We start from the raw sequence: 23,391 nt of genomic DNA, 5'->3' as shown, positions 1-23,391 counted from the left end.
GCCCGCCCCGCCGCCCGCCTCACCCGTCCTCTTCCCCAACGCTCGCCCGGTTCGCCCGGTCCACCTCGGCCATGTGTTCCTCGGCCCAGGTCCGGACCGCGGCGAGCACGCTCTCCAGGGAGAGTCCGAGCGGTGTGAGCCGGTAGTGCACGGCGGGCGGGACGGACGGCTCGACCCGGCGGGCGACCAGACCGTCGCACGTCAGGTTCCGCAGGGTGACCGACAGCATCTTGTGCGAGACCCCCGGCATCCGGCGCTGCAGCTCACTGAAGCGCACCTCGCCGGGGTGCTCCCGCGCCAGCACCTTGACGGCCATCGACGTCCACTTGGTCCCGATGCGGTCGAGCAGCCCCCGCGTGGGGCACTGCGGGTCGAACAGGTCGCCGCGCCCCGGGACGGGGGCGGGGACGTCCGTGACCTGGGAAGTCACCTGGAACTCACCACCTGATGCAGAAGTGCGGTCTTGGCCGGTCCAGATTAGTTTCCTACGGTTCCCTTGTCACCAATGGTTACTCAAGGGAGCGCACATGGGTACGACGGACACGACGGGACCGGCCGACGCCACGGGCGCCGCGGCCGACGTCGAACTGCGCCGGGTCACGGTGGGCGGCGTCGGGCTGAACGTGGCGCTGGCCGGCCGGGGCCCGGCCGTCCTGCTGCTGCACGGCTTCCCGCACACCTGGCGGCTGTGGACCGACGTCCTCGCGCCGCTGGCCGGCCGCCACCGCGTGATCGCCCCCGATCTGCGCGGCTTCGGGGACAGCGACCGTCCGGCGGACGGATACGACGCGGGCACCCTGGCCGCCGACGCCGAGGGCCTGCTGGCGGCCCTCGGTGTGACCTCCGCGGCGGTGGTCGGCATCGACGCCGGCACTCCGCCCGCCTTCCTGCTCGCCATGCGGCGGCCCGGCCTCGTGCGGCGGGTGGTGCTGATGGAGTCGCTGCTGGGCAGCCTGCCCGGCGCCGGGGACTTCCTGGCCGCCGGGCCGCCCTGGTGGTTCGGTTTCCACCGCGAACCGGGTCTGGCGGAGTCCGTCCTGGCCGGGAACGAGGCGGCGTACGTGGACTGGTTCCTCGATCGCGGCACCCTCGGGCGCGGTGTGCGGCAGGAGGTGCGCGACGCGATCGTCGCCGCGTACGCCCGTCCGGGGGCGCTGCGCGGGGCGCTGGGCTCCTACCGGGCGCTGCCGGACAGCGACCGGCAGATCCGCGCGGCCGTGGCCGCCGGCCGGCTGGCGGTGCCCGCCCTCACGATCGGCGCCGCCCCGGTGGGCCGCGCGCTCGAACGGCAGCTGCGGCCCCATGCCGACCGGCTGACCGGGCACGTCCTGGAGGACTGCGGCCACATCATCCCGCTCGACCGTCCGGCGGCCTTGCTGGACCTGCTGCTGCCGTTCCTCGCGGCCGCCGGCTGACCCTCCGGCCTCCGGCCGCCGGGCCGGGCGCCGCGCCGGTCGTCAGCGCGTACCGGCCTCGCCGGCCGGCGCCGGCGTGATCCGCTTCTCGAACCAGTGGTCGGCGTAGGGCTCGTCGTTGAAGGCGGCCACCTCCTGGAAGCCGCACGAGCGGTAGAGCGACCGCGCGGCGGTGAGCGCCTTGTTGGTGTCCAGCCGGAGCAGATCGCGGCCGTGCCCGGCGGCCCGCGCCTCCAGTTCGGCCAGGAAGCGGCGGCCGAGGCCGAGCCCGCGCGCCCCGGGGGCGACCCACATGCGTTTGATCTCCGCCGGGGCGCCCGGCGGGAGCTTCAGACCGGCGCAGCCCACGGGCTCGCCGTGCAGCCGGGCGACCAGGAACAGGCCGCGCGGCGGCAGGAGTTCCCCCGGGTCGGGCAGCAGGCTGCGCGCGGGGTCGAAGCCGGTGTCGAAGCGCTCCTGCAGCTCGGTGAAGTAGGACCGCAGGCAGTACTGGGCGTCGGGATGGCCGGGGGCGACCGTGTCGAGGGTGACGGTGGCCGCGGTCAGCAGCCGCTCGGCCTCGGCCATGGCGGCGACCAGCCGGGTGCGCTGGGCGTCGTTGAGCGGTGCGAGGAGCGAGCCGGCCAGGTCGTCGCTGCGCGCGTCCAGCCGGGCGCGCTCGGCGCGGCCCGCCGCGGTGAGCCGGACCGTGCGCACCCGGCGGTCGCCGGGGTGCGGCTCCACCGTCACCAGGCCGTCCGCCTGCAAGGCGCGCAGGAGCCGGCTGGCGTACCCCGAGTCGAGTCCGAGGCGCTCGCGCAGCCGTCGTACGTCCTGGCCCCGCTCACCGACCTCCCAGAGCAGTCTGGCCTCGCCGACGGGCCGGTCGCCGCCCAGGTAGTGGTCGTGGAGCACGCCCACGCGTTCGGTCACGGTCCGGTTGAAGCGCCGTACCTGTTCGATCTGTGCCGCGTCCATTCTCTGACCTTAGTCAGAGAATGGACGCGGTGCCAGTGCGGTGTGTCTGTCCTCACTCCCCGGGGGCGAGGGTGCGCGCGACGACACCGGCCGCGCCCGCGATCAGGTCGTTGTCCACGGCGGCGTCCTTCACGGGCTTCGAGGTCAGCACCGCCAGCACGACGGGGGTCCCGCGGGTGGTCCAGGCCACGCCGATGTCGTTGGCGGACGCGTAGTCCCCCGTGCCCGTCTTGTCGCCGATGACCCAGCCCTTGGGCAGGCCCTTGCGGAAGCGTTCGGCGCTGGTGGTGTTGCCCTTCATCCAGGTGATGAGCTGCTCGCGGTCGCCGCCCGCCAGGGCCCGTCCCAGGGTCACCCGCTCCAGGCTCGCCGCGAGCGCCTCGGGTGTGGTCGTGTCCCGCGGATCGCCCGGCAGGGCGGTGTTCAGGTCGGTCTCCCAGCGGTCGAGGCGGCTCACCCGGTCGTCGAGGGACCGGAAGAACGCGGTGAGGCCGCCCGGTCCGCCCACCTCGCGCAGCAGCAGGTTGCCCGCCGTGTTGTCGCTGTACTGGATCGCCGCCGCGCACAGCTCGCCCACGGTCATGCCGCTGTCGACGTGCTCCTTGGTGACCGGGGAGTTGTCCACGATGTCCATCGCGGGGTAGTGCACGACCTTGTCCAGCGGCGCGCAGCGGCCGTGGTTGCGCAGGACGGCCGCGGCGGCGAACACCTTGAACGTCGAGCACAGCGCGAACCGCTCCCCCGCCCGGTGGGCGAGGACCTGCCCGGTGCGCACGTTGCGGGCGTGCAGGCCGAGCCGGGCGGCGTACCGCTCCTCCAGCGCGCGCAGTTCGTCCACGGCCGCGCGCACCCCGCTCGCCGAGGCCGCGCCGGGCGCGGCCGGTGCGGCCGTCGCCCGTGCGGCCGTCACGGCGGGGGCGAGCACGGCGGTGGAGAGGGCGAGGCCGGCCTTGAACAGGCCGCGCCGCCGCAGAGGGCTGTCACTCGTCATGCGCAGGGGTCTCCCGTCGTCCGTTCGCTGTCGCGTCGTCGTGCCGCCGGCCGTCCGGGCCGCCGACGGGGAACAGCGAAACAGCAGGAGGCCTCTCATGTCCAAGAGTGAACATTGAAGATCGCATAACTTATTGCTATGAAAGCGCCATGGACCTGCTCGCGCACCTGGATGCCTACGTCGCGACCGTCGACGAGGCGAGCTTCTCCCGCGCCGCCGACCGGCTCGGGATCGCCCAGCCCCTCCTCAGCCGCCGCATCAAGACGCTCGAGGAACACTTCGGCGGCCTCTTGTTCGACCGTTCGCGCCGCCAGGTGACGACCACCGAGTTCGGCGTGCTGCTGCTGCCGTACGCGCAGGACGTGCTGGACCGGGCCGAACGGCTGCGGCAGGTCGCCCGGTCGGCCCGGCGCTCGGCGGTCCGTGTCGTCGCGGTGCCCCCGGACTGCGGCCCGGCGGCGCTGGCCCGCGTGATCCGCGCGGGCGCCGAGCACGGCGTCTCGCTCGGCGTGCGGGAACTGGACCCCGAGCCGCGCCTGGCGGGCCTGGCCGACGGGTCCCTGGCCTACGCGCTGGTGCGCGTCCCACCGGAGGACGCCCCGCTGCGGGTGCCGCTCGGTGTGGGTTCCGCGCCCGCGGCGGACGCCCCGCGTGACGCGCCGGGCCCGGGAGCCGCCGGCGCCCCGCCCGGCCCCCGTCCCCGCGCGGTCCACCTGGAGGACCTGCGGCCCCGGCGGAGCCGGGACGCGGCGGGCGGGCGGCCGGCGGGCGGGCGGCCGGCGGCGCTCGCCCTGCTCACCACGGCGGAGGACCAGGTGCCCTTCGCGGCGGACCGGCTCGCCCGGGCCGTCGCGCGCGCGGGGCTGCCCGAAGGGCTGCTGCGCCCGGCCGGACCGGTGGCGACCGCGCTCGCCGAGACGCTGGCCGGGCGGGTGCGGCTGCTGTGCACCGAACCGTTCGCACGGCGGCACGGGGTCGTCTGGGCGCCGCTGCACGACACCTCCCTGCACCGCGGCTACGCCCCCCGGGCGAGCCACCGGCAGCCGGGGGCGGGCGGTGTACCGCGCTGGCTGGTGTCCCTGCTGGCGGCCGGTGTCGGTGCCGGGACGGCGTCCCCCGCGGCGGGCCCTCCCCCGGGAACGGACGAGGACGCGGTGACACGGCTGGCGGCCCGCGGATGAGCGCCGGCCTGCCGCTCCCGCCGGAGCACCCGCCGCACCGGCCCGCGCACCTCGTCGGTGACGGCGCGCTCCTCGACGTAGCCGAGGCGATCGCCGCGGACTGGGCGGCCATCGGTGTGCGCGGCTCGTTCCTGGCCCGCGACATCGACACCGGCGAGCAGCTCGGGTTCGACGCCGGCGTGCCGCTGCCGCTCGCCTCGGTCGTCAAGGTGCCGCTCGCCCTGGTGGTGCTGGACCGGATCGCGGCCGGCGAGCTCGACGCCGCGCGCGCGGTGACGGTCGACCCGGCCACCAGCAGCGTCGGGCCCACCGGGCTGGCGGCGTTCCGGTACCCCGCCACCGTGGCCGTCGGCGACCTGCTCCACCTGATGCTCACGGTCAGCGACAACGCCGCCGCCGACACGCTCTTCGGCCTGGTCCCCGCGGCCGAGGCCGACGCCCGCCTGCGTTCCTGGGGGTGCGGGGAGCTGCGGGTGCGCCACCGCATGAACCGCATGTACGAGTGCGCCGCCGGCGCCGCCGGGAAGGACTTCTCCCTCGCGCTGGAGCTGGCCGTGCGCGACGAACGCTCGGGGCGGCACACCATCGAGACGCTGGATCCGGCCCGCGCCAACGCCGGTACCGCCGCCGCGCTCGTGGATCTGCTGCAGCGGGTCTGGCGGGACGAGATCTCCCGGCCCCCCGCCACCGCGGAGCTGCGCCGGCTGATGGGGGCGCAGGTCTTCACGCACCGGCTCTCCAGCGAGCTGCGCGCCGACACCCTGCGGGTGAGCGGCAAGACCGGCACGTTCCTGCACCTGCGGCACGAGGTCGGTGTGGTGGAGGCCGGCTCCGGTCACCGGGTGGCGATCGCCGCCCTCACCCGCTGCGACCGCCGGGCCGGCCTGGCACCGGACATCGACCTCGCGATCGGGACCGCCGCGCGCGACGCGTTCGAGGCGCTGCGGCGCTGACCGGGGCGGGCCGGCGCCGGCCGAGCGGGCCGGGGTCAGCATTGACCAAAGGCTCGCTTTGAGGTTCTCAAAGTTCAAGTGTTAACGTTCCTGTCATGAAGACAGCAGCCGCGCACCGCGCCGACGCCTCCCCGGGCGTCCGCCGCGCCGTCACGGGCGTACCGCTCGTGGCGCGCCTGCACGTCGATCTCTGCCGCTGCATGTCCGCGGCTTGTCGCGTCTGATCGCGAACTCCCCGGTGCGGCGGCGCCGTTGACACTTCTTCACGGTCGCTGCTTCCTGTACGTACGTCCCGCTCGTCCCGCCCCACGCGTTCCTACTGGAGTGTGTCCGTGTCCGCGAACACCGCTGATCCGAAGCCCGCGAAGTCCGGCTTCCGGATACCCGTCCCCTTCTGGGCCCAGGTCCTGATCGGCCTCGCCGTCGGCCTGGTCCTCGGCTTCGTCGCCCGCACCTACGACGTGTCCTGGCTCGCCACCACCCTCGACAAGGTGGGCGGCATCTTCGTCCAGCTGCTGAAGCTGGCCGTGGCACCGCTGGTCTTCTTCGCGATCATGGTGTCGATCACCAACCTGCGGAAGGTCAACAACGCGGCGCGCCTGGCCGGCCGCACCTTGCTCTGGTTCATGATCACCTCGCTGATCGCGGTGGTGATCGGACTGGTCATCGGCCTGGTCTCCAACCCCGGTTCCGGCTCGGACCTCACCGCGGCCGACGGCGCCAAGCCGGAGCACGCCGGCAGCTGGCTCGACTTCCTGACGGGCATCATCCCGACCGACGTCGTGACGCCGTTCACCGAGCTGAACGTGCTCCAGATCGTCTTCATGGCGGTCGTCGCCGGTGTCGCGATCCTCAAGATCGGTCCGAAGGCCCAGCCGATCCTGACCCTGTCCGAGTCCATCCTGGAGCTGCTGCAGAAGGCCCTGTGGTGGGTGATCCTGCTCGCCCCGATCGGCTCCGCGGGCCTGATCGGCCGCGCCATCGTGCAGTACGGCTGGAACCTGCTGGGCAACTACGCCACGTTCACGGTGGACATCTACGTCGGCTGCGCCCTGGTGCTGTTCGGCGTGTACCCGCTGCTGCTCGCCACCGTCGGCAAGCTGAACCCGCTGCAGTTCTTCAAGGGTGCCTGGCCGGCCATCCAGCTGGCGTTCGTCTCCCGCTCCTCGGTCGGCACCATGCCGGTCACCCAGCAGTCGGCGATCCGCCTCGGTGTCCCCAAGGACTACGCCTCCTTCGCCGTGCCGTTCGGCGCGACGACCAAGATGGACGGCTGCGCGGCGATCTACCCGGCGATCTCCGCGATCTTCGTGGCGCAGATCTTCCACGTGCACATGGGCGTCAAGGAGTACCTGCTCATCGCGTTCGTCTCGGTGATCGGCTCGGCGGCCACCGCCGGTCTGACCGGAGCGACGGTCATGCTGACGCTCACCCTGTCCACCCTCGGCCTGCCGATGGAGGGCGTGGGTCTGCTGCTCGCGATCGACCCGATCCTGGACATGATGCGCACCGCCACCAACGTGGCGGGCCAGGCCCTCATCCCGGTCATCGTGGCCGCCCGCGAGAAGATCCTCGACCACGCCAAGTACGACAGCGCGTCGGCGTCCCCGGTCGACGAGGTGGAGAGCGTGTACAGCGAGCCGAAGCAGGCCGCCCCGGTGGCCGGCTGACGGCCGCCCCGCCGCCCGGCCCGGGCGTACGTCCCCTCGGCCCCGCCGGATCCCTTCCGGCGGGGCCGAGGGTTTTTCAGACGGTGACGAAGGTTCACCGGACGGCGGTGTCCGCGTCCGGGGCGCGGCCCGGCGCACGAGTACACCGCGTCCCGCCCCGCGGCCCGGCGGGGAGGCCTGCCGAGGCCAGCCCCCGGGGGCCAGCGGGTGGGCCGACCGCCTCACGCCCCCGGGGCCGGCGGGTGGACCTACCGCCTCACGCGCGGGGCCGGCGCGGCAGGCCTACCGGGGCTCCGCCCCGGCCTCCCGGCCCCAGGGCTCCATGCCGCCGACGAGCCCGCGCAGACAGCGCGTGGCCAGGCCCACGGGTGAGGCGGGTCCCTCCGTACCGGCGTCGGTGGCCGCCCAGGTCTCCAGCGCGATCCGGATCGCGTCGGTGGCCGCGGCCGCCGCCAGCCGCACCTCCAGCGGCTGCGCCCGCGGCCCCGCGAGCCGGGCCAGCACGGGCACGAGCCGCTCCTCCGACTCCTGGTTCACGCGGTACCAGACCGCCCGCAGCGCGGGATCGTCCGCCGCCGCGCGCAGCAGCCCCCGGGTGCGCAGCAGCGCCCGCTCGGCTTCCTCGTCGGGCGTGGCGAGCGCCTGCCCGACCGCGTCCTCCAGCGCCCGCTGGAGCGGCGTGCCGGGCTCCGCCGCCTCCAGCAGGGCCCGCCAGCGGTCGGCGCCGTCGGCGAGCAGCGGGCTCACGGCGTCCTGCTTGGAGCGGAAGTACCGGTAGAAGGTGCGCAGCGCGACTCCCGCGCGCAGGGCGATCTCCTCGGCCGTCGTGCCGTCGGGGCCCCGCGTGGCGAAGAGTTCCGCCGCGGCGTGGGCGATGTCGAGCTGGGTGGCGGCCTTGCGGCGTTCGGTCAGGGTCGCGGACGGCTTGGTGCTCACCCGCAGAAGCCTACGCCCCACCGACGCAGGTCGGCACGTCAGGACGAGATGGCAAAACGTGCCACTAGGGCGTACCGTGACGGCACCGAGAGCGCCAGCGGGCAAGAGAGCCGGCGCCGCAGGGCCTCGTCGGTGACCGACGGGCCGGGTCGGAGACACACATGAACCGCTATGAAGGCCGCCGCGCGCTGATCACCGGCGGCGGCTCGGGCATCGGCCAGGCCACCGTGCTGCGCGTCCTCGCGGAGGGCGGCACCGTCGTGGCCGCCGACGTCAGCGAGCGGGGCCTGCTGGACACCGCCGCGAAGGCGGGCGCCGACGCGGACCGGCTCACCACGGCCGTCGTCGACATCGCCGACGAGGCGTCGGTGCGCGACGGCGTCGCCGCGGCCCGCGCCGCGCTCGGGGGTCTGGACGTGCTGGTCAACGCGGCCGGGATCCTGCGTTCCTCGCACACCCACGAGACGAGCCTGGAGGCCTTCACCCGCGTCCTGCAGGTCAACCTCGTCGGCACCTTCCTGGTGATCCGCGAGTGCATACCGGCCCTGCTGGAGGGCCGGGACGCGGCGGTCGTCAACTTCAGCTCGACCTCGGCGGTGTTCGCGCACCCCTACATGGCCGCGTACGCGGCGAGCAAGGGCGGCATCCAGTCGATGACGCACGCGCTGGCCGCCGAGTACGCGGGGCGCGGCATCCGGTTCACGGCCGTGCAGCCGGGCTCCATCTCCTCCGGCATGACCGACGGCAGCGGCGCCAGCGGGCAGAGCGCGGGCCCGGGGCTGCCCGAGGACGCCGACATGAGCCTGTTCGTGAAGCTGGCACCGGCCCTCGGCGACGGCTTCGCCGGCCCGGAGACGGTGGCCTCCGTGGTCGCGATGCTCGCCTGCGAGGACGGCCGGTTCATCACCGGCACCGAGGTGCGCATCGACGGCGGCACCCACTACTGACAGACCGCCGGCCCCCGCGCGGGGCGTGCCCGGACGGGCGCGTGCCCGCGCGGGCCACATCCGAAGAAGTGGGGCGTCCGTGGGCTGACGAAGATCGGTGCGGTGGAGCTGGGCACGGCCCGGATCCGGGTGAACTCGGTGCACCCGGGCATGACGTACACGCCGATGACCGCCTCCGTCGGCATCGAGCAGGGCGAGGGCAGGTGCCCGAACACGCCCATGGGCCGGGTCGGTGAGCCGCACGAGGTGGCGGGCGCCATCGTGTACCTGCTCTCCGACGCCGCCCCGTACGTCACGGGCGCCGAACTGGTCGTGGACGGCGGCTGGACCGCCGGGCCGACGGTGAAGTACGTCCTGGGTCAGTGAGACGCGTCCGGCACGGGCCGGTGAACACGTCCGGCACGGGGCGGTGAGCAGGCGCGGGGCGGGCCGCGACGGGTCGTCAGGAACCGTGGCGCGCAAGGGCGGACGGACGGACGCCCGGACCGTAGGGTGAACCGTCACTTGTGTCCGCTCCGAGGGGAACTGATGGTGCGCAGTACAAGGATGGTCCGCTACGCCGCCGCCTGCGCGTCGGCTCTGCTGCTCTGTGCGGGACTCGCCCCGGCGGCCTTCGCCGACGGCGATCCGGCCGGTCCCGGCCCCGCCGCGGCCCGGCTCGACGCCTACTGGACGCCGGCCAGGATGGCCGCCGCCCTGCCCGGCGACCTCGCCAAGGGCACCGAGTCCGGTCCGGCCGCCGTCGCCGCCTCACCGGCGGTGGACGGGCCGCGGCCCGGCGAGTACATCCCGCCCAGCAGAAGTTTCACCGGCATACCGCAGGCCGGCACCTTCTTCTGGACCGACACCGCCGGCACCGGCCGCACCTGCAGCGGCTCCGTGGTGCGCAGCCCCGGCCGGTCGCTGGTGCTCAGCGCCGGACACTGCCTGAAGAGTTACGCCGGCGCGTCCGCGAAGCGGCACCTGGGCTTCGTACCGCAGTACCACGACGGGCTCAAGCCCTTCGGGATCTTCCCGGTCCGCGCCGACCGGATCTACGTGCCGCAGCGGTACTACGACCTGGGCGCGCACGCCGGGGCCGAGTACGACGTCGCCCTCGCCGTCACGGAGCCCGGCGAGAACGGGACGCTGCTGCAGGACGCGGTCGGCGCGGTGCGGCTGCTCACCGGGACCGGCTACCTCCACGCGCCCGTGCGGATGATCGGCTACCCGGCGGGCGCCGCCGAGCCGCTGGAGTGCTGGAGCTGGACGACGGCGTGGGTCAGTGACGACCCGGCCGAACCGGGCACGTTCCCGCGGATCGCCTGCGACGCGTTCGTCGGCGGGACGAGCGGCGGACCGATGCTGGTGCCGTGGCCCGGCGGCTGGGCGGTGATCGGGGTGATCGGCGGCTACCACACCGGCGGCAACACCTCGCAGGTGTCCTACAGCGCCTACTTCGGCACCGCCGTCCGCGCGCTGTACCAGGCCGCGGTCACCGGCGAGCCGCCCGCCGGCCCGGCTTCCTGACACCCGGCCGCCCTGCCCGGCGGGCCGTCCGCCGGCCCGGCAGGACACCGGCCTCCGGGCCCCCGGGCAGGGCGCCCGCCTCGCCCGCCTCCCGGAAGGGGCCGGGGCGCGCCCCGCGCGTCAGACGCCGGGGGCCCCGCGACGGGCGGCGTCGACCAGGGCGTGCAGACAGTCCATGAACAGCCGGTGCGATCCGGCCGCGTCCTCGTTCTGCAGGATGGTGGCGAAGTACTGGCTCAGCGCGGCACCGACGGCGGCTCCGACGACGGCGTTCACCGGATGGTCACCGGGCAGTCCGGTGGCGGCGGCCAGGGCGGGCCCGGTGATGCGGACGGCCTCGGTGATCTGACTGCTGCCGTGGGCCCGCAGTGCCGGGTTGGCCTCGTACATCGCGGTGAGCAGCGCCACGACCTCCGGGTCCAGGGCGTCGGCCTCGCCCCTGAGCCAGGTGTCGACGACATCGAGGAACCCGGAGTCGGGCCGGTCCCTGAAGACGGCCGTGAGCCGGGCCGCGATCTCGTCGGGCACGGACAGGGCGATGTCGTGCTTGGAGGGGAAGTACAGGGAGACCGTCCGGGGCGCGACGTCCGCCGCCTCGGCGATGTCGGCGATGGTCGTCCCGTCGTAGCCCTGCTCGGCGAACAGGCGCATTCCCGCGCGCCTGATGGCCTCCCGTCGTCTGGCCTTGCTGCGCTCCCGGTGGGACACCCTCGTCTCGCCCGTCATGGCCGTAGCGTAATCGGAGCGGAAAGCCGGGCGACCGGAGCAGGACCACCGCCGGCCGCACGGGCGGCACCGGCCGCACGGGGTGCACGGACCGCAGAGGCCGCACGGGCCGTACAGGTCGCATGGGCCGCTTGGACCGAACTGGACGCCTGGGCCGCTGGGTCCGCCCTGACCGCAGAGGCCGTACGGGCCGCAGGCAGGCTCAGGCTCAGCGCCGACCACTGGCCGCAGGAAACACCCGCCGCCTCACCGCCCGCCCCCGGTCACCTGACGGGCCGCCGGTACGCGGGGCCACCCGCCCGGAGGCAGGGGCCGCACGTACCGGCGGTCCCGTCGTCCCGCCGCCTACTCCTCGGGCGCGATACGGACGCCGGTGTCGCGGTGCGTCACCAAGATGGCCTCCATGGGACAGGACTCCGCCGCGTCGACCACCTCCGGTGCCGGCTCGGTGGTCGGCGACGTCGGGTGCGAGGCACCGTCACGGATCTGGAACCGCCCGGGTGCGACGCCCGCGCAGATGCCGGTGGCCATGCACGCCTTCTCGTCGACCTGGACGCGCCAGGCTTCCTCGCCCGGCGCCGGGACCCCGCCGGGAGCGCGCCGGGTGGGGTCCTGGTCCCGGCCGGTCACGCCGCGTCCCAGGTCACCAGCATCTTCTGCAGCCCCTTCACCCCGGCCCCCGCCTTCCACACGAGGTCCTCGGCGGTGCCGGCCAGACGCAGGCCGGGCAGGCGCTCCAGCAGTGTGCGCAGGGCCACCTGGAGTTCCATTCTGGCCAGTTGGGCCCCCAGGCAGTGGTGCGGTCCGTGGCCGAACCCGACGTGCGAGGCCTCCTGGCGGGTCAGGTCGAGCTTCTCGGGGCAGGTGTAGACGGCGGTGTCGCGGTTGGCCGACGCGTTGGAGGCGACCACCGGTTCGCCCGCGCGCACCACTCCGCCGCTCAGCTCGACGTCCTCCAGCGCGTAGCGCGCGATCCCGCCGCTGCCCAGGGGCACGAACCGCATCAGTTCCTCGACGGCCTGGGGTACGAGGTCCAGGTCGGCGCGGAGCCGGGACAGCTCGCCGGGATGCTCGAGCAGCGTGTACACGAAGTTGGGGATCTGGCTGGCGGTGGTCTCATGGCCCGCGACCAGGACGCTGACGCCCATGGCGACCAGTTCGTCCTCGGAGAGCCGGTCCTCCTCGTCCCGCGCGGCCACCATCACTCCGAGCAGGTCGTCCCGGGTTTCCTTGCGCCGCTCGGCGACCAGTCCCGCCATGTAGGCGGAGAGTTCGTCGGCGTAGCGTTCGACCTCCTCGGGGCGGAAGCGGGTGGTGGAGAGCAGGGCGTCGGACCACAGGCGGAACCGTGTCCGGTCCTCCAGCGGCACGCCCAGCAGTTCGCAGATGACCGTGACCGGCAGCGGCAGGGCGAAGTCGGCCACCAGGTCGGCGGGCGCGCCCCGGACCGTCATCGCGTCGACGAGACCGTCGGCGACGGCCTGGGCCCGCACCCGCAGCTGCTCGACGCGGCGGGCGGTGAACGCCTTGGCGACCACCCGCCTGAGCCGGGTGTGCTCGGGCGGGTCGAACGCCAGGATGTTGCCGCTCAGACCCCGGTGGTACCGCGTCCTGGGCTCGTCGCGGGAGACCGCCTCGGCCCGGCTGAACCGCGGGTCGCCGAGCACGGTCTTCACGTCCTCGTACCTGGTCACCAGCCAGGCGGGCTCGCCGTGGGCCAGGCGCACCGGGCACATCGGCCGGTTCGCGCGAAGCTCCTCGAACTCCGGCTCGAGGATCAGTTCGTCGGTCTCGTGGAACGGGAACGCCTGGGGATCGCTGATGGTCATGAGGTGCCGCCTCTCGTGGGGGAACCATCCGCAACGGGCTGTCCGTGCGCTGCGAGCATCACAATTCGTCCATATCGGAACCGTAAGCAATCTTGCAGGGCGCTGCAATATTGCTTTCGGACGCATTCCGCTTGGCGGCATACGAACTGCCGGCGGGGCGGCGCCGGAGTGGCACGTAGGGTGTGAGGGTTCCGATCGAGCCATGACAGGCGGTGCGCCGCCGCGCGCCCTCGTCCGCCGCGGCAGGCACCGAGGAAGCTGGAGTCCCGTGACCGAGACCGAGGTCGTCACCGCGCCCCGTCCGCTGCTCCTGGAGGACGGACGGCCCGCCGCCGCGGCCTGGTCCCTCGATCCCGGTCTGCTGCACCTCAACCACGGGTCGTTCGGCGCCGTTCCGCTGGCCGCCCAGCGCCGGCAGAACGAGCTGCGGGCCGAGATGGAGCGCGCGCCGGTCGTCTGGTTCCCGCGGCTGCCCGCCCGGATCGCCGAGACCCGGGGCGCCGTCGCCCGCCATCTGGGGACCGAGGCCGCGGACCTCGCGCTGGTGCCGAACGCCAGCGCGGGCGCCAGTGTCGTCTACGCCGCCCTGACCGCGCGCCCCGGCGGCGACGTCGTCGTCACCGACCACGGCTACGGCGCGGTCACCATGGGGGCCGAACGCCTCGCCCGCCGCTGGGGCCGCCGGGTCCGCACGGCACGGGTGCCGCTGGCCGCCGACGCGGACCAGGCCCACCAGGCCGTGATGGCCGAGGTGGACGACGGTGTCGCGCTGGTGGTCCTGGACCAGATCACCTCCGCGACGGCCCGCAGGCTGCCCGTGGAGCGGGTGGGTGCGGAGCTGGCCCGGCGCGGCGTCACGCTGCTGGTGGACGGCGCGCACGCGCCCGGTCTGCTGGCCGCCCCGCTCGACGGGCTGGTCTGCGACGCCTGGGTCGGCAACCTCCACAAGTGGGGCTGCGCACCGCGCGGCACGGCCGCGCTGGTCGCGCGCGGGCCGCTGCGCGAGCACCTGTACCCGCTGATCGACTCCTGGGCCGCTGCCGAGCCGTTCCCCGACCGGTTCGACCAGCAGGGCACCCTGGACGCCACCGGCCCGCTCGCCGCGCCGGCGGCCCTCGACTTCGTCGCGGACACCTGGGGCTGGGAGACGGCCCGCCGCTACATGGACGAACTGGCGGACTACGGCGCCCGCGTGATCGCCGCCGCGTTCGCCGGGTCCTCGGGCCCGGCGGAGAGCGCCGACGTGGGCATGCCCGTGCCCGGCATGCGCCTGGTCCGCCTGCCCGAGGGCCTGGGCACCAGCCGCGTCGCCGCGGACGCCCTGCGCGACCGGGCCACCGCCGAACTGGGCGCGGAGGCCGCCTTCACCAGCTTCGACGGGGTGGGGTACCTGCGGCTGTCGGCCCACGTCTACAACACGCCCGCCGACTACGACCGTTTCGCCGAGTCCTGCGTCCCGCTCGTGCGCCGGTGGGCACGAGCGGCCCGCGCCCGGAGCTGAGCGGCCGGCCCGCGCCCCCGGCGGCCGCCCGGCGCCGCGCGCGGTCCGTCACGACCGGCTGTGGCCGACCGTGAGGCCGTAGAAGGCGACCCGGGCCCCCTTCGTGGTGCTGTCGGAGGAGGACTGGTTGTACGAACCGGCCTTGAAGTACTGCTTGTACTGCCGGAACGAGGAGGGGATGGCGTAGTGGGTGGTGCTGCCGTCGACGGTCAGGTCGATGGTGTCGCCGCCGGAGACGGCGATGGTGTACCGCCACGTCTTGCCGGTGGAGACGTGCCCGACGGTGTGCAGTGTCTGGCCGCCGGAGGGTGAGTTCTCGGTGCCGAGGACGATGTCCCCGCCGGCCCGGTAGTACAGCTCCACCAGCGGCTTGGTGGAGGAGCCGCCGGTGCCCAGGTGGATCTGTCCCACGCACACGTTCGAGGTCACGGAGACCACGCGGAGCGTGGCGTCCAGCCGGTGGGTGCCGCTGAGCGGCCAGTCGGCGGCGCTGCCGTCGCGGTTCATCTCGCGCAGTTCGGAGCGGGCGTAGTGGGAGTTCGGCATGGTGACCCCTTTCTCGGGTGCCCAGAAGGTCATCGCGCCGTCGCGGGTGTCGGTGTAGAAGTACGCGTCCTGGTAGCCGTCGGGCCCCTGGAGCCGTGCGGAGGGGATGGTGGTCGGGGACCCGGGTGAGCCGACCGGTTCCTGGAGCTGCCAGGTCGACAGGTCGAAGTTGCCGCCCGGTGCGGCCTTCGGGTCGGCGGCGTCGGCGCCGCCCGCGCCGAGGACGGCCAGGGTGCCGGTGAGTGCCACGACCGTCGCGAGGGCGACGATCCGGGAGCGCTGGGAGGAGGTCATGGGGGTTCCTGCCGGGTGGGGGGAAGCGGTGCCGGACCGAACTGTTCAACCGGCTGAACGTCGAACGTGTACATGCACTGCCGGTGACCCGGGAACCTAAAGGTCTGAACCTGACACGTCAAGAGGTGCGGAGCGGTACGGCCGCGGGACAGCGGGGGCTACGGCAGCGGGAGGGTGGGCCGAGGGGGCGGCGGCGCCCCGCCGGCCCACCGGGTTGCCGCCGCGCCCCGAGTCACCGGGTGAACCGCACCGGCAGACTGCGCGGGCCGCGGATCATCAGTCCGGGGCGCCAGGTGATCGCCGCCGGGTGGATGTCGAGGGCCAGGTCGGGGCAGCGTTCCAGCAGGGTCCGCACGGCGATGCGCGCCTCGAGGCGGGCCAGCGGCGCGCCCAGGCAGTGGTGGATGCCGTGGCCGAACGCCACATGACCGCGGGCGTCGCGGGCGATGTCGAAGCGCTCGGGTCCGGCGAAGCGCTCCGGGTCCCGGTTGGCGTCGGCGATGGCGACGAGGACGAGTTCACCGCCGCCGGGCACGACGGTTCCGCCGAGCGTCACGGGGTCGGTGGTGAAGCGGTAGGTGGGGGTCTCCAGCGGGCCGTCGTAGCGCAGCATCTCCTCGACGGCGGCGTCGATCAGCCCGAGATCGGCGCGCAGGGCGGCCAGTTGGGCGGGGTGGGTGAGCAGGGCGAGGACGCCGTTGGAGATGAGGTTGACGGTGGTCTCGTGGCCGGCGACGAGCAGCAGCCAGGCCATGCCGACGAGTTCCTCGTGGGAGAGGCGGTCGCCGTCGTCGTCCTCGGCGTGGATCAGCGCGCTCAGCAGGTCCTCGCCCGGCCGCTGCCGCTTGCCGCTCACCAGCTCCCGCATGTACCGGGCCATCGCGGCCGCCGCGGCCTTGCGCCGCGTGACGTCACTGGCGCCGATCGCGTCGTTGGACCAGGTCCGGAAGGAGACGCGGTCCAGGTCGGGGACGCCGAGGAGTTCGCAGATGACGGAGATGGGCAGCGGGAAGGACAGGGCCTCGACGAGGTCCGCCCGCCCGTCGGGGGCGGCGAGCATCCGGTCCAGGAGGGCGTCGGTGGTCTTCTGGACGCGCGGGGCGAGTTCCTCCACCCGGCGTGCCGTGAACTCGCGGGCGACCAGCCTGCGCAGCCGCGTGTGGTCGGGCGGGTCGGAGCTGAGCATGTGGGGCCCGGAGGAGACCGGCCCCAGGGGCAGCGCGGGCGACGCCTTCGCCCAGTCCTTGGTGAGCCGGGGATCGGCGAGCGCGGCACGCCCGGCCTCGTACCCGACGACGAGCCAGGCCTCCGCTCCCCCTTCGGGCATCCGGATGCGGTGCACCGGGCCCTGCGCCCGTAACCGGGCGTACACCGGGTACGGGTCCCGGGTGAACGGCTCACCGAGCGCGGCGAGATCGACGATGTTCCTGCTCATGGACACAGCCCCCTCCTCACGGCCCCCGCGGCCCACCGACTGTAGCCCCTCACCGGACCGGGCCGCTGCCCTCGCGGCGGTCCGGGCATGGCACCGGCGGGGTCAGTCCGGCCGCCGGCCGGGGCCGAGGTCGGCGTGGACGGTCGTGGCGCCGTCGCCGACGACGACCTCCGCGGACAGGGGCGGGCCGCCGTCGGTGGTGACGGTGTAGGCGCCCGGGGCGAGGCCGGTGACCGTGTACGTGCCGTCCGGGGCGGTCGTGGCCGCGTCCACCGGTTCGCCCCCGGCGCCGAGCACGGTGACACGGGCGCCGGCGAGGGGCCGGCCGGAGTCCGGGTGGCGGACCGTGCCGTGCAGGACGGCGGCCCCCGCGGCCGGGCCGCCGGCAGCCTCTCGTACGCGCTCCCGCGGCGCGGGCCGGGTGCCGGGCACGGATCCGGGACTCACCGGACGCGGCACGGCAGCGGTGGCGGCGACGGGCGCTGCCGGTGCCGGGGTGCCCGCGCGGCCGCGGACCAGCGAGGCCGCCGCGGCGGCCAGGGACATGGCGATGGCGAGCGAGAAGACGACGACGAGGCCGTGGTGGAACGGCTGCGCGATCAGGTGCGGGAAGTACTCGCGGCCGGTGAGGTGCGCGGCGGCGGACGGGGAGAGGTGGCCGAGGATGTCCGGTCCGAGCAGGTGCTGGACGGGGTTGTAGCCGAGGAACGCGGCGAACAGGACGCCGACCGGGGGCAGTCCGGCGACCGTGCGGGCGGCGCCGGCCGGGACGCCCTGGTCGGTCAGGCCCGAGGCCAGGGTGTGCGGAAGCGTGCCCGAGAGCCCGGCGACCATGAGCGAGAAGAAGACACCCATGGACAGCACCATGCCGGCGTTCTGGAAGGTGGCCCGCATGCCGGAGGCGGCGCCCCGCGCGTCGGCGGGCACGCTGGACATGATGACGGAGGTGTTGGGGGCGGCGAACAGGCCTCCGCCGAGGCCGTTGAGGAGGATCAGTCCGGCGAAGACCCAGTAGCCGAAGTCGCTGGGCAGGACGAGCAGGCCGGCGAACGACACCGCCATCACCACGAACCCGGACGCGGCGAACAGCCGGGCCCCGAACCGGTCGGACAGCGCCCCGGACACCGGCCCGGCGAGCAGGAAGCCGATGGTCAGCGGCAGCATGTAGATACCGGCCCACAGCGGGGTGTCGGCGTAGTCGTAGCCGTGCAGGGGCAGCCAGATGCCCTGGAGCCAGATGATCAGCATGAACTGCAGTCCGCCGCGGGCGACGGCGCCCAGCAGGGTGGCCGCGTTGCCGCCCGCGAAGGCCGCGTTGCGGAACAGGCCGAGCGGGAACATCGGCTCGGGCACCTTCGTCTCGACCAGGCAGAACACGCCGAGCAGCGCCAGGCCGCCGATCAGTCCTGCCATGACCCACGGGTCGGTCCAGCCCATGGTGTGACCGCCGTAGGGCTGGATCCCGTAGGTGATCGCGGCGAGCAGCACCGTCAGCCCGGCGGCGAAGGTGACGTTCCCCCACCAGTCCATCCGTCCCGGTCTGCGCACACCGGTCTCGTGCAGCGACTTGTACGCCCATACGGTGCCGATCAGGCCGATGGGCACGTTGACCCAGAACACCGAGCGCCAGTTCCAGGTGACGAGCACGCCGCCGAGGACGAGGCCGAGGAACGAGCCGGCGATGCCGGCCACCATGTTGACGCCCAGGGCCATGCCGCGCTGCCGTGCCGGGAAGGCGTCGGTGAGGATGGCGGCGGAGTTGGCCATCAGCATCGACCCGCCGACCGCCTGCACGATGCGCCAGCCGATCAGCCACAGCGCCCCGCCGCCGCCGTGGAAGGGGTCGAGCGAGAGGACCACCGAGGTGAGCGTGAAGATGAGGAACCCGGCGTTGTAGATCCGCACCCGGCCCTTCATGTCGCCGAGCCGCCCGAGGGCCACCACCAGGACGGCGGTGACGAGCATGTAGCCCATCAGCATCCACAGCAGGTAGCTGACGTTGGCCGGTTCGAGCGGGTCGAGGCGGATGCCGGTGAAGATGCCGGGCAGCGAGATCAGCACGATCGAGCTGTTGATGGTGGCGAGCAGCATGCCGACGGTGGTGTTGGTCAGCGCCACCCACTTGTAGCCGGGGTGGTCCACGCCGGTCCACGCCCTGCGTCCGCGCTGCTGGACGGTGGTCATCGTGTGCTCCCGGTGGGCTGGTGTCCGGGAGGCGTGGGCTGCTCCGCGCGTTCCCCGAGCATCCGCCGTACGAGCGGCAGGGCGGTCCGCATCGCCGCGCCCAGCGCCTGCTGGTCCTCGGCGGGCAGGGCGGTGAGCAGCTCGGCCAGCCGGGCGTCGCGGGCCTGCCTGCGCTCGGCGAGGACGGCCCGGCCGGTGCCGGTGAGGGTGACGAGGCTGACCCGGCCGTCACCGGGGTCGCCGACCCGTGCCACGAGGTCCTGCGACTGCAGCCGCTGCACCAGTTGGGTCATGGAGGGCTGGGTGACGCCCTCGGCGGCGGCCAGTGCGGTCAGCCGGGCGGGGCCGTCGCGTTCGAGCCGGGCCAGGGTGGCGGCGGCGGTCAGGCTCAGCCCGCGCCGGTCCGTCAGGGCTCTGACCACCGCCGAGGCCAGGTCGGCCAGGGCCCGTGCGGTGTCCTGCGCGCCGGGTGCGGAGTGCGACTGGTCCACTCCTCTTTCGTATCACGCTCCTATATAGGTGTCCTATCAAATGACGGTAAGGAAAAGGGGCGGGAATCGGCCCGGGGCTCGCGGCCGCCGGCCGTGACATCCTCCGCCGCTTGGCCCCCTACCGCGTCCCGCGGGTGGCGCGGTACAGCTCCTCGGAGGTGGAGAGCAGTTCACGCTGCTCCTCCTCGGAACCCACCATCGGCTGCGAACCGTGCAGCGGCACCTGCGCGCTCTCGGGCAGGAACTTGACGGTCACCAGGCCGATGACGCCGGCCAGCATCAGGTAGTAGGCGGGCATCAGGTCGTCACCGGTGGCGTTGACCAGGGCAGCGGTGACCAGCGGGGTGGTGCCGCCGAACGCGGCGACGGCGAAGTTGAAGCCGATGCCCATGGCCGCGTAGCGGATGGCGGTGGGGAAGAGCGCGGGCAGGGTGGCGGCGCTGGGGGCGGCGAAGCAGGCCAGGAGGGTGGACAGGAGCAGGACTCCCGCGATCGGCGGCCAGGTGCCGTCCATCTTGAGCAGCAGGAAGGCGGGGACGGCGAGGACGATCATCGCGGCGGCGGCGACGGCGTAGACCGGACGCCTGCCGACGTGGTCGCTGAGGCGGCCGATGAAGGTGATCAGCAGCACGATCCACACCATGCCGAGCAGGACCAGGAGGTCGGCCGAGCCGCTGGAGCGGTGGAGGGTCTCCGTCTGGTAGGTGGGCAGGTACCCGGTCACCATGTAGTTGGTGACGTTGTAGAGCAGCACGATGCCCATGCAGATGAGCAGGGCCGCCCAGTGCTTCTTGACGATGGTCTTGAACTCGCTGCCCGCCGACTTCTGCGCGAGGCTCTTCTCGTGCTCGTCGAGCTGCTGCTGGAAGGCGGGCGACTCCTCCAGCTTGAGGCGCATGTACAGGCCGATGACACCGAGCGGGCCGGCGATGAGGAACGGGATCCGCCAGCCCCAGGAGAGCATCTGGCCGTCGCTGAGCAGGAAGTTCAAAGCGGTGACCAGGGCGGAGCCCAGGGCGTACCCGACGAAGGTGCCGAAGTCCAGCCAGCTGGAGAGGAAGCCGCGGCGGCGGTCGGGCGAGTACTCGGCCACGAAGGTGGTGGCCCCGCCGTACTCGCCGCCGGTGGAGAAGCCCTGGACCATCCGGGCGAGCAGCAGGAGCACGGGCGCGGCGATGCCGATCGTGCCGTAACTGGGGATCAGGCCGATGGCGAACGTGCCGGCCGCCATCATGATCATGGTGGTGGCGAGGACCTTCTGCCGCCCGAGGCGGTCCCCGAGGGGCCCGAAGAAGAGGCCGCCCAGCGGCCGCACCACGAACGCGGCGGCGAAGGTCGCGAAGGAGGAGATGACCTGCGCGCCGGGTGAGGCGCCGGGGAAGAAGACCTTCCCGATGGTGGCGGCGAGGTAGCTGTAGACGCCGAAGTCGAACCACTCCATGCAGTTGCCGAGGGCGGAGGCACCGACCGCGCGCCTGAGCAGGGGCGGCTCGACGACCTGCACGTCCTCCTTGCGCAGCGCGCGCCGGCTGCGCCTCAGTCTGCGGGTCAGCTCGTCGCGGACCTGCTGGGGCAGGTGAGCGACGGTCTCCCGGAGGCGCTCCCCTCCGGAGGGGCCGGCCTGTCCGTCGGGTGTCACATCCATGGCCACGCCACCTTGCCCGTTCACTCGCTGTTCGTCCGTTTTCCGCTGTTTGTAATGTATTGGCATTCTGCTGAAGATCGGGAACCTCTGTGGTGGGTCGGCTGCCCCGATGTGCGCTCTTCACGCACCGCCCGGCGCACCCGTCGCGGTCCGCCCGGCGCGCCGTTCGCGGTCCGCGGCGGCGATGACGTACGCACGTACGGTGACAGAAGGCTTACTGTCTGCGACGCTCGGAGTCCGACCCGGGACGGGCCCCTCTCGGATCCGTCGCGGGGCGGACCGCACCGGGGCACGGCCGGGCGGAGCGGCCGGGGGCCGCCGTCCGGCGCCGGGCGGGGCGCCGTGCTCGACGAACAGCTGTTCGTCGAGTGTTCCCCGCTCCGTCACCGCCGGGAGCAGCGGTTGCTGCGCCCGGCGGTTCTCATCGGTCGGTACAGGCGGCGGCACGGCACGGCCCGGGCGGCCGCGGCCGTCCCGGCCGGCACAGCCATCGGAGAGGGAGGACGTCATGGGTCTCCAGCACAGGTCCGCCGCGCGGGTGCGAGTCCTGCTGAGCACCACCGCGGCGCTCGCCGTCGTCACGTCGGGCGGGCTGTGGGGAACGGCCCGGGCCGCGGTGCCCGGCGCGGCCGCCGCCGGCCCGGCCGCGTCCGCGGTCAGGTGGACGGCCACCGCGCTCGCACCGGGCGTCGAGGTGCGCAGTGCCGCCCTCGGGGACACCGGCGCCGAGCCGGTGTGGACGGTCACGGTCCAGGCGCCGGCCACCGGCCGCCTCAGCGGCACACCGGCCTGGGCGCCGGTGGGCACGCGGTACTGGGCCGACGACACCGCCGCGCGCCTGCGGGCGGCCGGCCACCCGCCGCGGGTGGAGAAGGTGTACTGGCCCGTGTACTCCGACACCCCGCACGGCGTCATGGGCCTGCGGGTCAGGATCGGCACGTACGCCACCGAGGCCGCCGCGCGCACCGTCGCACGGGCGGTGACGGCCGCGGGCTTCCACACGGCCGTCGACTGGACGGGCTACGACGCCGATCAGCCCGCCGACCGGCAGAACGTGCACGTCGCCGTCATCGACCCGGGCAGGTTCACGGGCACGGTGCGGGGCACCCACGAAGGCAACGTCGCCCGGCGCGCGACCACCTCGTCGGTCGCCGCGAGACTGGGCTCCCTGGTGGGCGTCAACGGGGGCTTCTTCGTCACCTCCGACGCCGACGGCGTCCAGGGGACGCAGTCGGGCCTCAGCGCGGACGACGGTGTCCTGCAGTCCATGGCCGCCGGCTCCCGGGCGGCGCTGATCATCGAGGGCGCAGGGAAGCGGGCGCGGGTGGCGGATCTGACGACGACGGTCACCGTGTCCGCGGGTGCGCGACGCCACGACGTCCAGGGCATCAACCGGACCCCCGGGCTCGTGCGCGACTGCGGGCGTCCGGGAGCGACCCCCAGCGAGCGGCCCTGGCAGGACGTGACCTGCCACATCTCCGACGAACTGGTGCTGTTCACGGACGAGTTCGGTGCTCCGCTGCCCACCGGTCCCGGCGCCCAGGCCGTCCTGGACGCGGCGGGCCGCGTGGTGTCGGCCGGCGCCCGGGGCGGCTCGGTCCCGGCGCACGGAACGGTCGTCCAGGGAATCGGCCCGGCCGCCGCCTGGCTGACCGCTCACGCGCACCGGGGCGAGCGGATCGATGTCCGCGCGGACGTCCGCGACACGGCCGGCCGGCCGGTACGGCTGGGGCGGGGTGACAGCGTCGTCAGCGCCGCCCCCACTCTGGTCCGCCGCGGCCGTACGGACATCGACGCGGCGACGGAGGGGGTCGTGGACCCCCGGGACCTGTCGTTCGGCTACGCCTGGGCGAACGCCCGCCAGCCGCGCACCATGGCCGGGGTCGACGCCCGGGGCCGGCTGATCCTGGCGACGGTGGACGGCCGCCGGACCGGCGGCGGCAGTGAGGGCTTCACCCTGCAGGAGGCGGCTTCGTTCATGCGTTCGCTCGGCGCCGTGGACGCGCTCGCCCTCGACGGCGGCGGCTCCACCGCCATGGCCGTCGGCGGTGCGCTGGTCACCAAGCCCTCGGACGCGACGGGCGAGCGCGCGGTCGGCGGCACCCTCCAGGTGCTGCCGTCCGCGCCCCGCCGGTGACCCGCGCCCGGGCGGTGCCGGTGCGCAGCGCCCGGCCCGGCGCA

20 protein-coding genes and 1 pseudogene are annotated in these 23,391 nt (G+C 74.1%); 9 read left to right on the top strand and 12 right to left on the bottom strand.

The window, feature by feature from the left end; all coding sequences use genetic code 11:
* Positions 1–19: 19 nt before the first annotated feature.
* The gene (locus ABZ719_RS09600; protein WP_366724651.1) at positions 20–430 is read right to left on the bottom strand and encodes a helix-turn-helix domain-containing protein; all 411 of its coding nucleotides are present in this window, start codon (positions 428–430) and stop codon (positions 20–22) included.
* 97 nt (positions 431–527) lie between these two features.
* On the opposite strand from ABZ719_RS09600, the gene ABZ719_RS09595 reads away from it, so the two are divergent.
* Positions 528–1,415: an alpha/beta hydrolase gene (locus ABZ719_RS09595; RefSeq protein ID WP_366724650.1), complete on the top strand. Its 888-nt coding sequence runs from the start codon at positions 528–530 to the stop codon at positions 1,413–1,415.
* 42 nt (positions 1,416–1,457) lie between these two features.
* Here the strand turns inward: ABZ719_RS09595 and ABZ719_RS09590 are convergent, their stop codons facing one another.
* On the bottom strand, positions 1,458–2,372 hold the full coding sequence (locus tag ABZ719_RS09590) for a helix-turn-helix domain-containing GNAT family N-acetyltransferase (RefSeq protein ID WP_366724649.1): 915 nt from the start codon (positions 2,370–2,372) through the stop codon (positions 1,458–1,460).
* Between the two features lie 52 nt (positions 2,373–2,424).
* On the bottom strand, positions 2,425–3,363 hold the full coding sequence (gene bla / locus ABZ719_RS09585) for a class A beta-lactamase (RefSeq protein ID WP_366724648.1): 939 nt from the start codon (positions 3,361–3,363) through the stop codon (positions 2,425–2,427).
* Between the two features lie 149 nt (positions 3,364–3,512).
* Here bla and ABZ719_RS09580 point away from each other — a divergent pair, with 149 nt between their 5' ends.
* From ABZ719_RS09580 to ABZ719_RS09570, 3 genes are all read left to right on the top strand, one after another.
* The gene (locus tag ABZ719_RS09580; RefSeq protein WP_366724647.1) at positions 3,513–4,544 is read left to right on the top strand and encodes a LysR family transcriptional regulator; all 1,032 of its coding nucleotides are present in this window, start codon (positions 3,513–3,515) and stop codon (positions 4,542–4,544) included.
* Positions 4,541–5,497, top strand: a complete 957-nt coding sequence (locus ABZ719_RS09575) for a serine hydrolase (RefSeq protein ID WP_366724646.1) — start codon at positions 4,541–4,543, stop codon at positions 5,495–5,497. The genes ABZ719_RS09580 and ABZ719_RS09575 overlap by 4 nt, the downstream gene beginning before the upstream one ends.
* A 332-nt stretch (positions 5,498–5,829) precedes the next feature.
* Entirely contained in the window at positions 5,830–7,167 is a 1,338-nt protein-coding gene (locus tag ABZ719_RS09570; protein ID WP_366724645.1) for a dicarboxylate/amino acid:cation symporter, read from the top strand.
* A gap of 282 nt (positions 7,168–7,449) precedes the next feature.
* Here ABZ719_RS09570 and ABZ719_RS09565 read toward each other — a convergent pair whose 3' ends face one another.
* A complete protein-coding gene (locus ABZ719_RS09565; protein WP_366724644.1) occupies positions 7,450–8,103 on the bottom strand; it encodes a TetR family transcriptional regulator in 654 nt (217 codons plus the stop codon).
* Between the two features lie 161 nt (positions 8,104–8,264).
* On the opposite strand from ABZ719_RS09565, the gene ABZ719_RS09560 reads away from it, so the two are divergent.
* The 3 genes and pseudogenes from ABZ719_RS09560 to ABZ719_RS09550 all read left to right on the top strand — a co-directional run bounded on the left by ABZ719_RS09560 (position 8,265) and on the right by ABZ719_RS09550 (position 10,559).
* Entirely contained in the window at positions 8,265–9,050 is a 786-nt protein-coding gene (locus tag ABZ719_RS09560; protein WP_366724642.1) for an SDR family NAD(P)-dependent oxidoreductase, read from the top strand.
* A 66-nt stretch (positions 9,051–9,116) separates the two neighbouring features.
* Positions 9,117–9,416 (top strand): annotated as a pseudogene (locus ABZ719_RS09555) (SDR family oxidoreductase); the annotation flags it as partial.
* A 162-nt stretch (positions 9,417–9,578) separates the two neighbouring features.
* Entirely contained in the window at positions 9,579–10,559 is a 981-nt protein-coding gene (locus ABZ719_RS09550) for a hypothetical protein (protein WP_366724641.1), read from the top strand.
* A gap of 120 nt (positions 10,560–10,679) precedes the next feature.
* Here ABZ719_RS09550 and ABZ719_RS09545 read toward each other — a convergent pair whose 3' ends face one another.
* The 3 genes from ABZ719_RS09545 to ABZ719_RS09535 form a co-directional block, all read right to left on the bottom strand.
* Positions 10,680–11,285, bottom strand: coding sequence for a helix-turn-helix domain-containing protein (locus tag ABZ719_RS09545; RefSeq protein ID WP_366724639.1), 606 nt, complete (start codon positions 11,283–11,285; stop codon positions 10,680–10,682).
* A gap of 345 nt (positions 11,286–11,630) precedes the next feature.
* Positions 11,631–11,915 carry a ferredoxin gene (locus tag ABZ719_RS09540; RefSeq protein WP_366724638.1) on the bottom strand — a complete coding sequence of 95 codons (285 nt, stop codon included), beginning with the start codon at positions 11,913–11,915 and terminating at the stop codon, positions 11,631–11,633.
* Positions 11,912–13,114 (bottom strand): cytochrome P450, encoded by a 1,203-nt coding sequence (locus ABZ719_RS09535; RefSeq protein ID WP_366724637.1) that lies wholly within the window; start codon positions 13,112–13,114, stop codon positions 11,912–11,914. Before ABZ719_RS09535 ends, ABZ719_RS09540 begins: the two co-directional genes overlap by 4 nt.
* Before the next feature lie 268 nt (positions 13,115–13,382).
* Here ABZ719_RS09535 and ABZ719_RS09530 point away from each other — a divergent pair, with 268 nt between their 5' ends.
* Positions 13,383–14,615, top strand: a complete 1,233-nt coding sequence (locus tag ABZ719_RS09530; RefSeq protein ID WP_366724636.1) for an aminotransferase class V-fold PLP-dependent enzyme — start codon at positions 13,383–13,385, stop codon at positions 14,613–14,615.
* Between the two features lie 48 nt (positions 14,616–14,663).
* Here the strand turns inward: ABZ719_RS09530 and ABZ719_RS09525 are convergent, their stop codons facing one another.
* The 5 genes from ABZ719_RS09525 to proP form a co-directional block, all read right to left on the bottom strand.
* Positions 14,664–15,455: a polysaccharide lyase family 7 protein gene (locus tag ABZ719_RS09525; protein WP_366724635.1), complete on the bottom strand. Its 792-nt coding sequence runs from the start codon at positions 15,453–15,455 to the stop codon at positions 14,664–14,666.
* A gap of 232 nt (positions 15,456–15,687) precedes the next feature.
* Complete coding sequence (locus ABZ719_RS09520; protein ID WP_366724634.1) at positions 15,688–16,890, bottom strand: cytochrome P450; 1,203 nt, start codon at positions 16,888–16,890, stop codon at positions 15,688–15,690.
* A 102-nt stretch (positions 16,891–16,992) separates the two neighbouring features.
* On the bottom strand, positions 16,993–19,074 hold the full coding sequence (locus tag ABZ719_RS09515) for an MFS transporter (protein ID WP_366724633.1): 2,082 nt from the start codon (positions 19,072–19,074) through the stop codon (positions 16,993–16,995).
* Complete coding sequence (locus tag ABZ719_RS09510) at positions 19,071–19,565, bottom strand: MarR family winged helix-turn-helix transcriptional regulator (RefSeq protein ID WP_366724632.1); 495 nt, start codon at positions 19,563–19,565, stop codon at positions 19,071–19,073. Before ABZ719_RS09510 ends, ABZ719_RS09515 begins: the two co-directional genes overlap by 4 nt.
* Positions 19,566–19,683: 118 nt before the next feature.
* A complete protein-coding gene (gene proP / locus ABZ719_RS09505) occupies positions 19,684–21,210 on the bottom strand; it encodes a glycine betaine/L-proline transporter ProP (protein ID WP_366724631.1) in 1,527 nt (508 codons plus the stop codon).
* Between the two features lie 508 nt (positions 21,211–21,718).
* Here proP and ABZ719_RS09500 point away from each other — a divergent pair.
* Positions 21,719–23,347: a phosphodiester glycosidase family protein gene (locus ABZ719_RS09500; RefSeq protein WP_366724630.1), complete on the top strand. Its 1,629-nt coding sequence runs from the start codon at positions 21,719–21,721 to the stop codon at positions 23,345–23,347.
* The last annotated feature ends 44 nt before the right edge of the window (positions 23,348–23,391 follow it).

It is taken from the genome of Streptomyces sp. NPDC006743, assembly GCF_040703815.1.
Lineage (GTDB): Bacteria > Actinomycetota > Actinomycetes > Streptomycetales > Streptomycetaceae > Streptomyces.
This window is presented reverse-complemented; position numbering and strand designations above follow the sequence as displayed.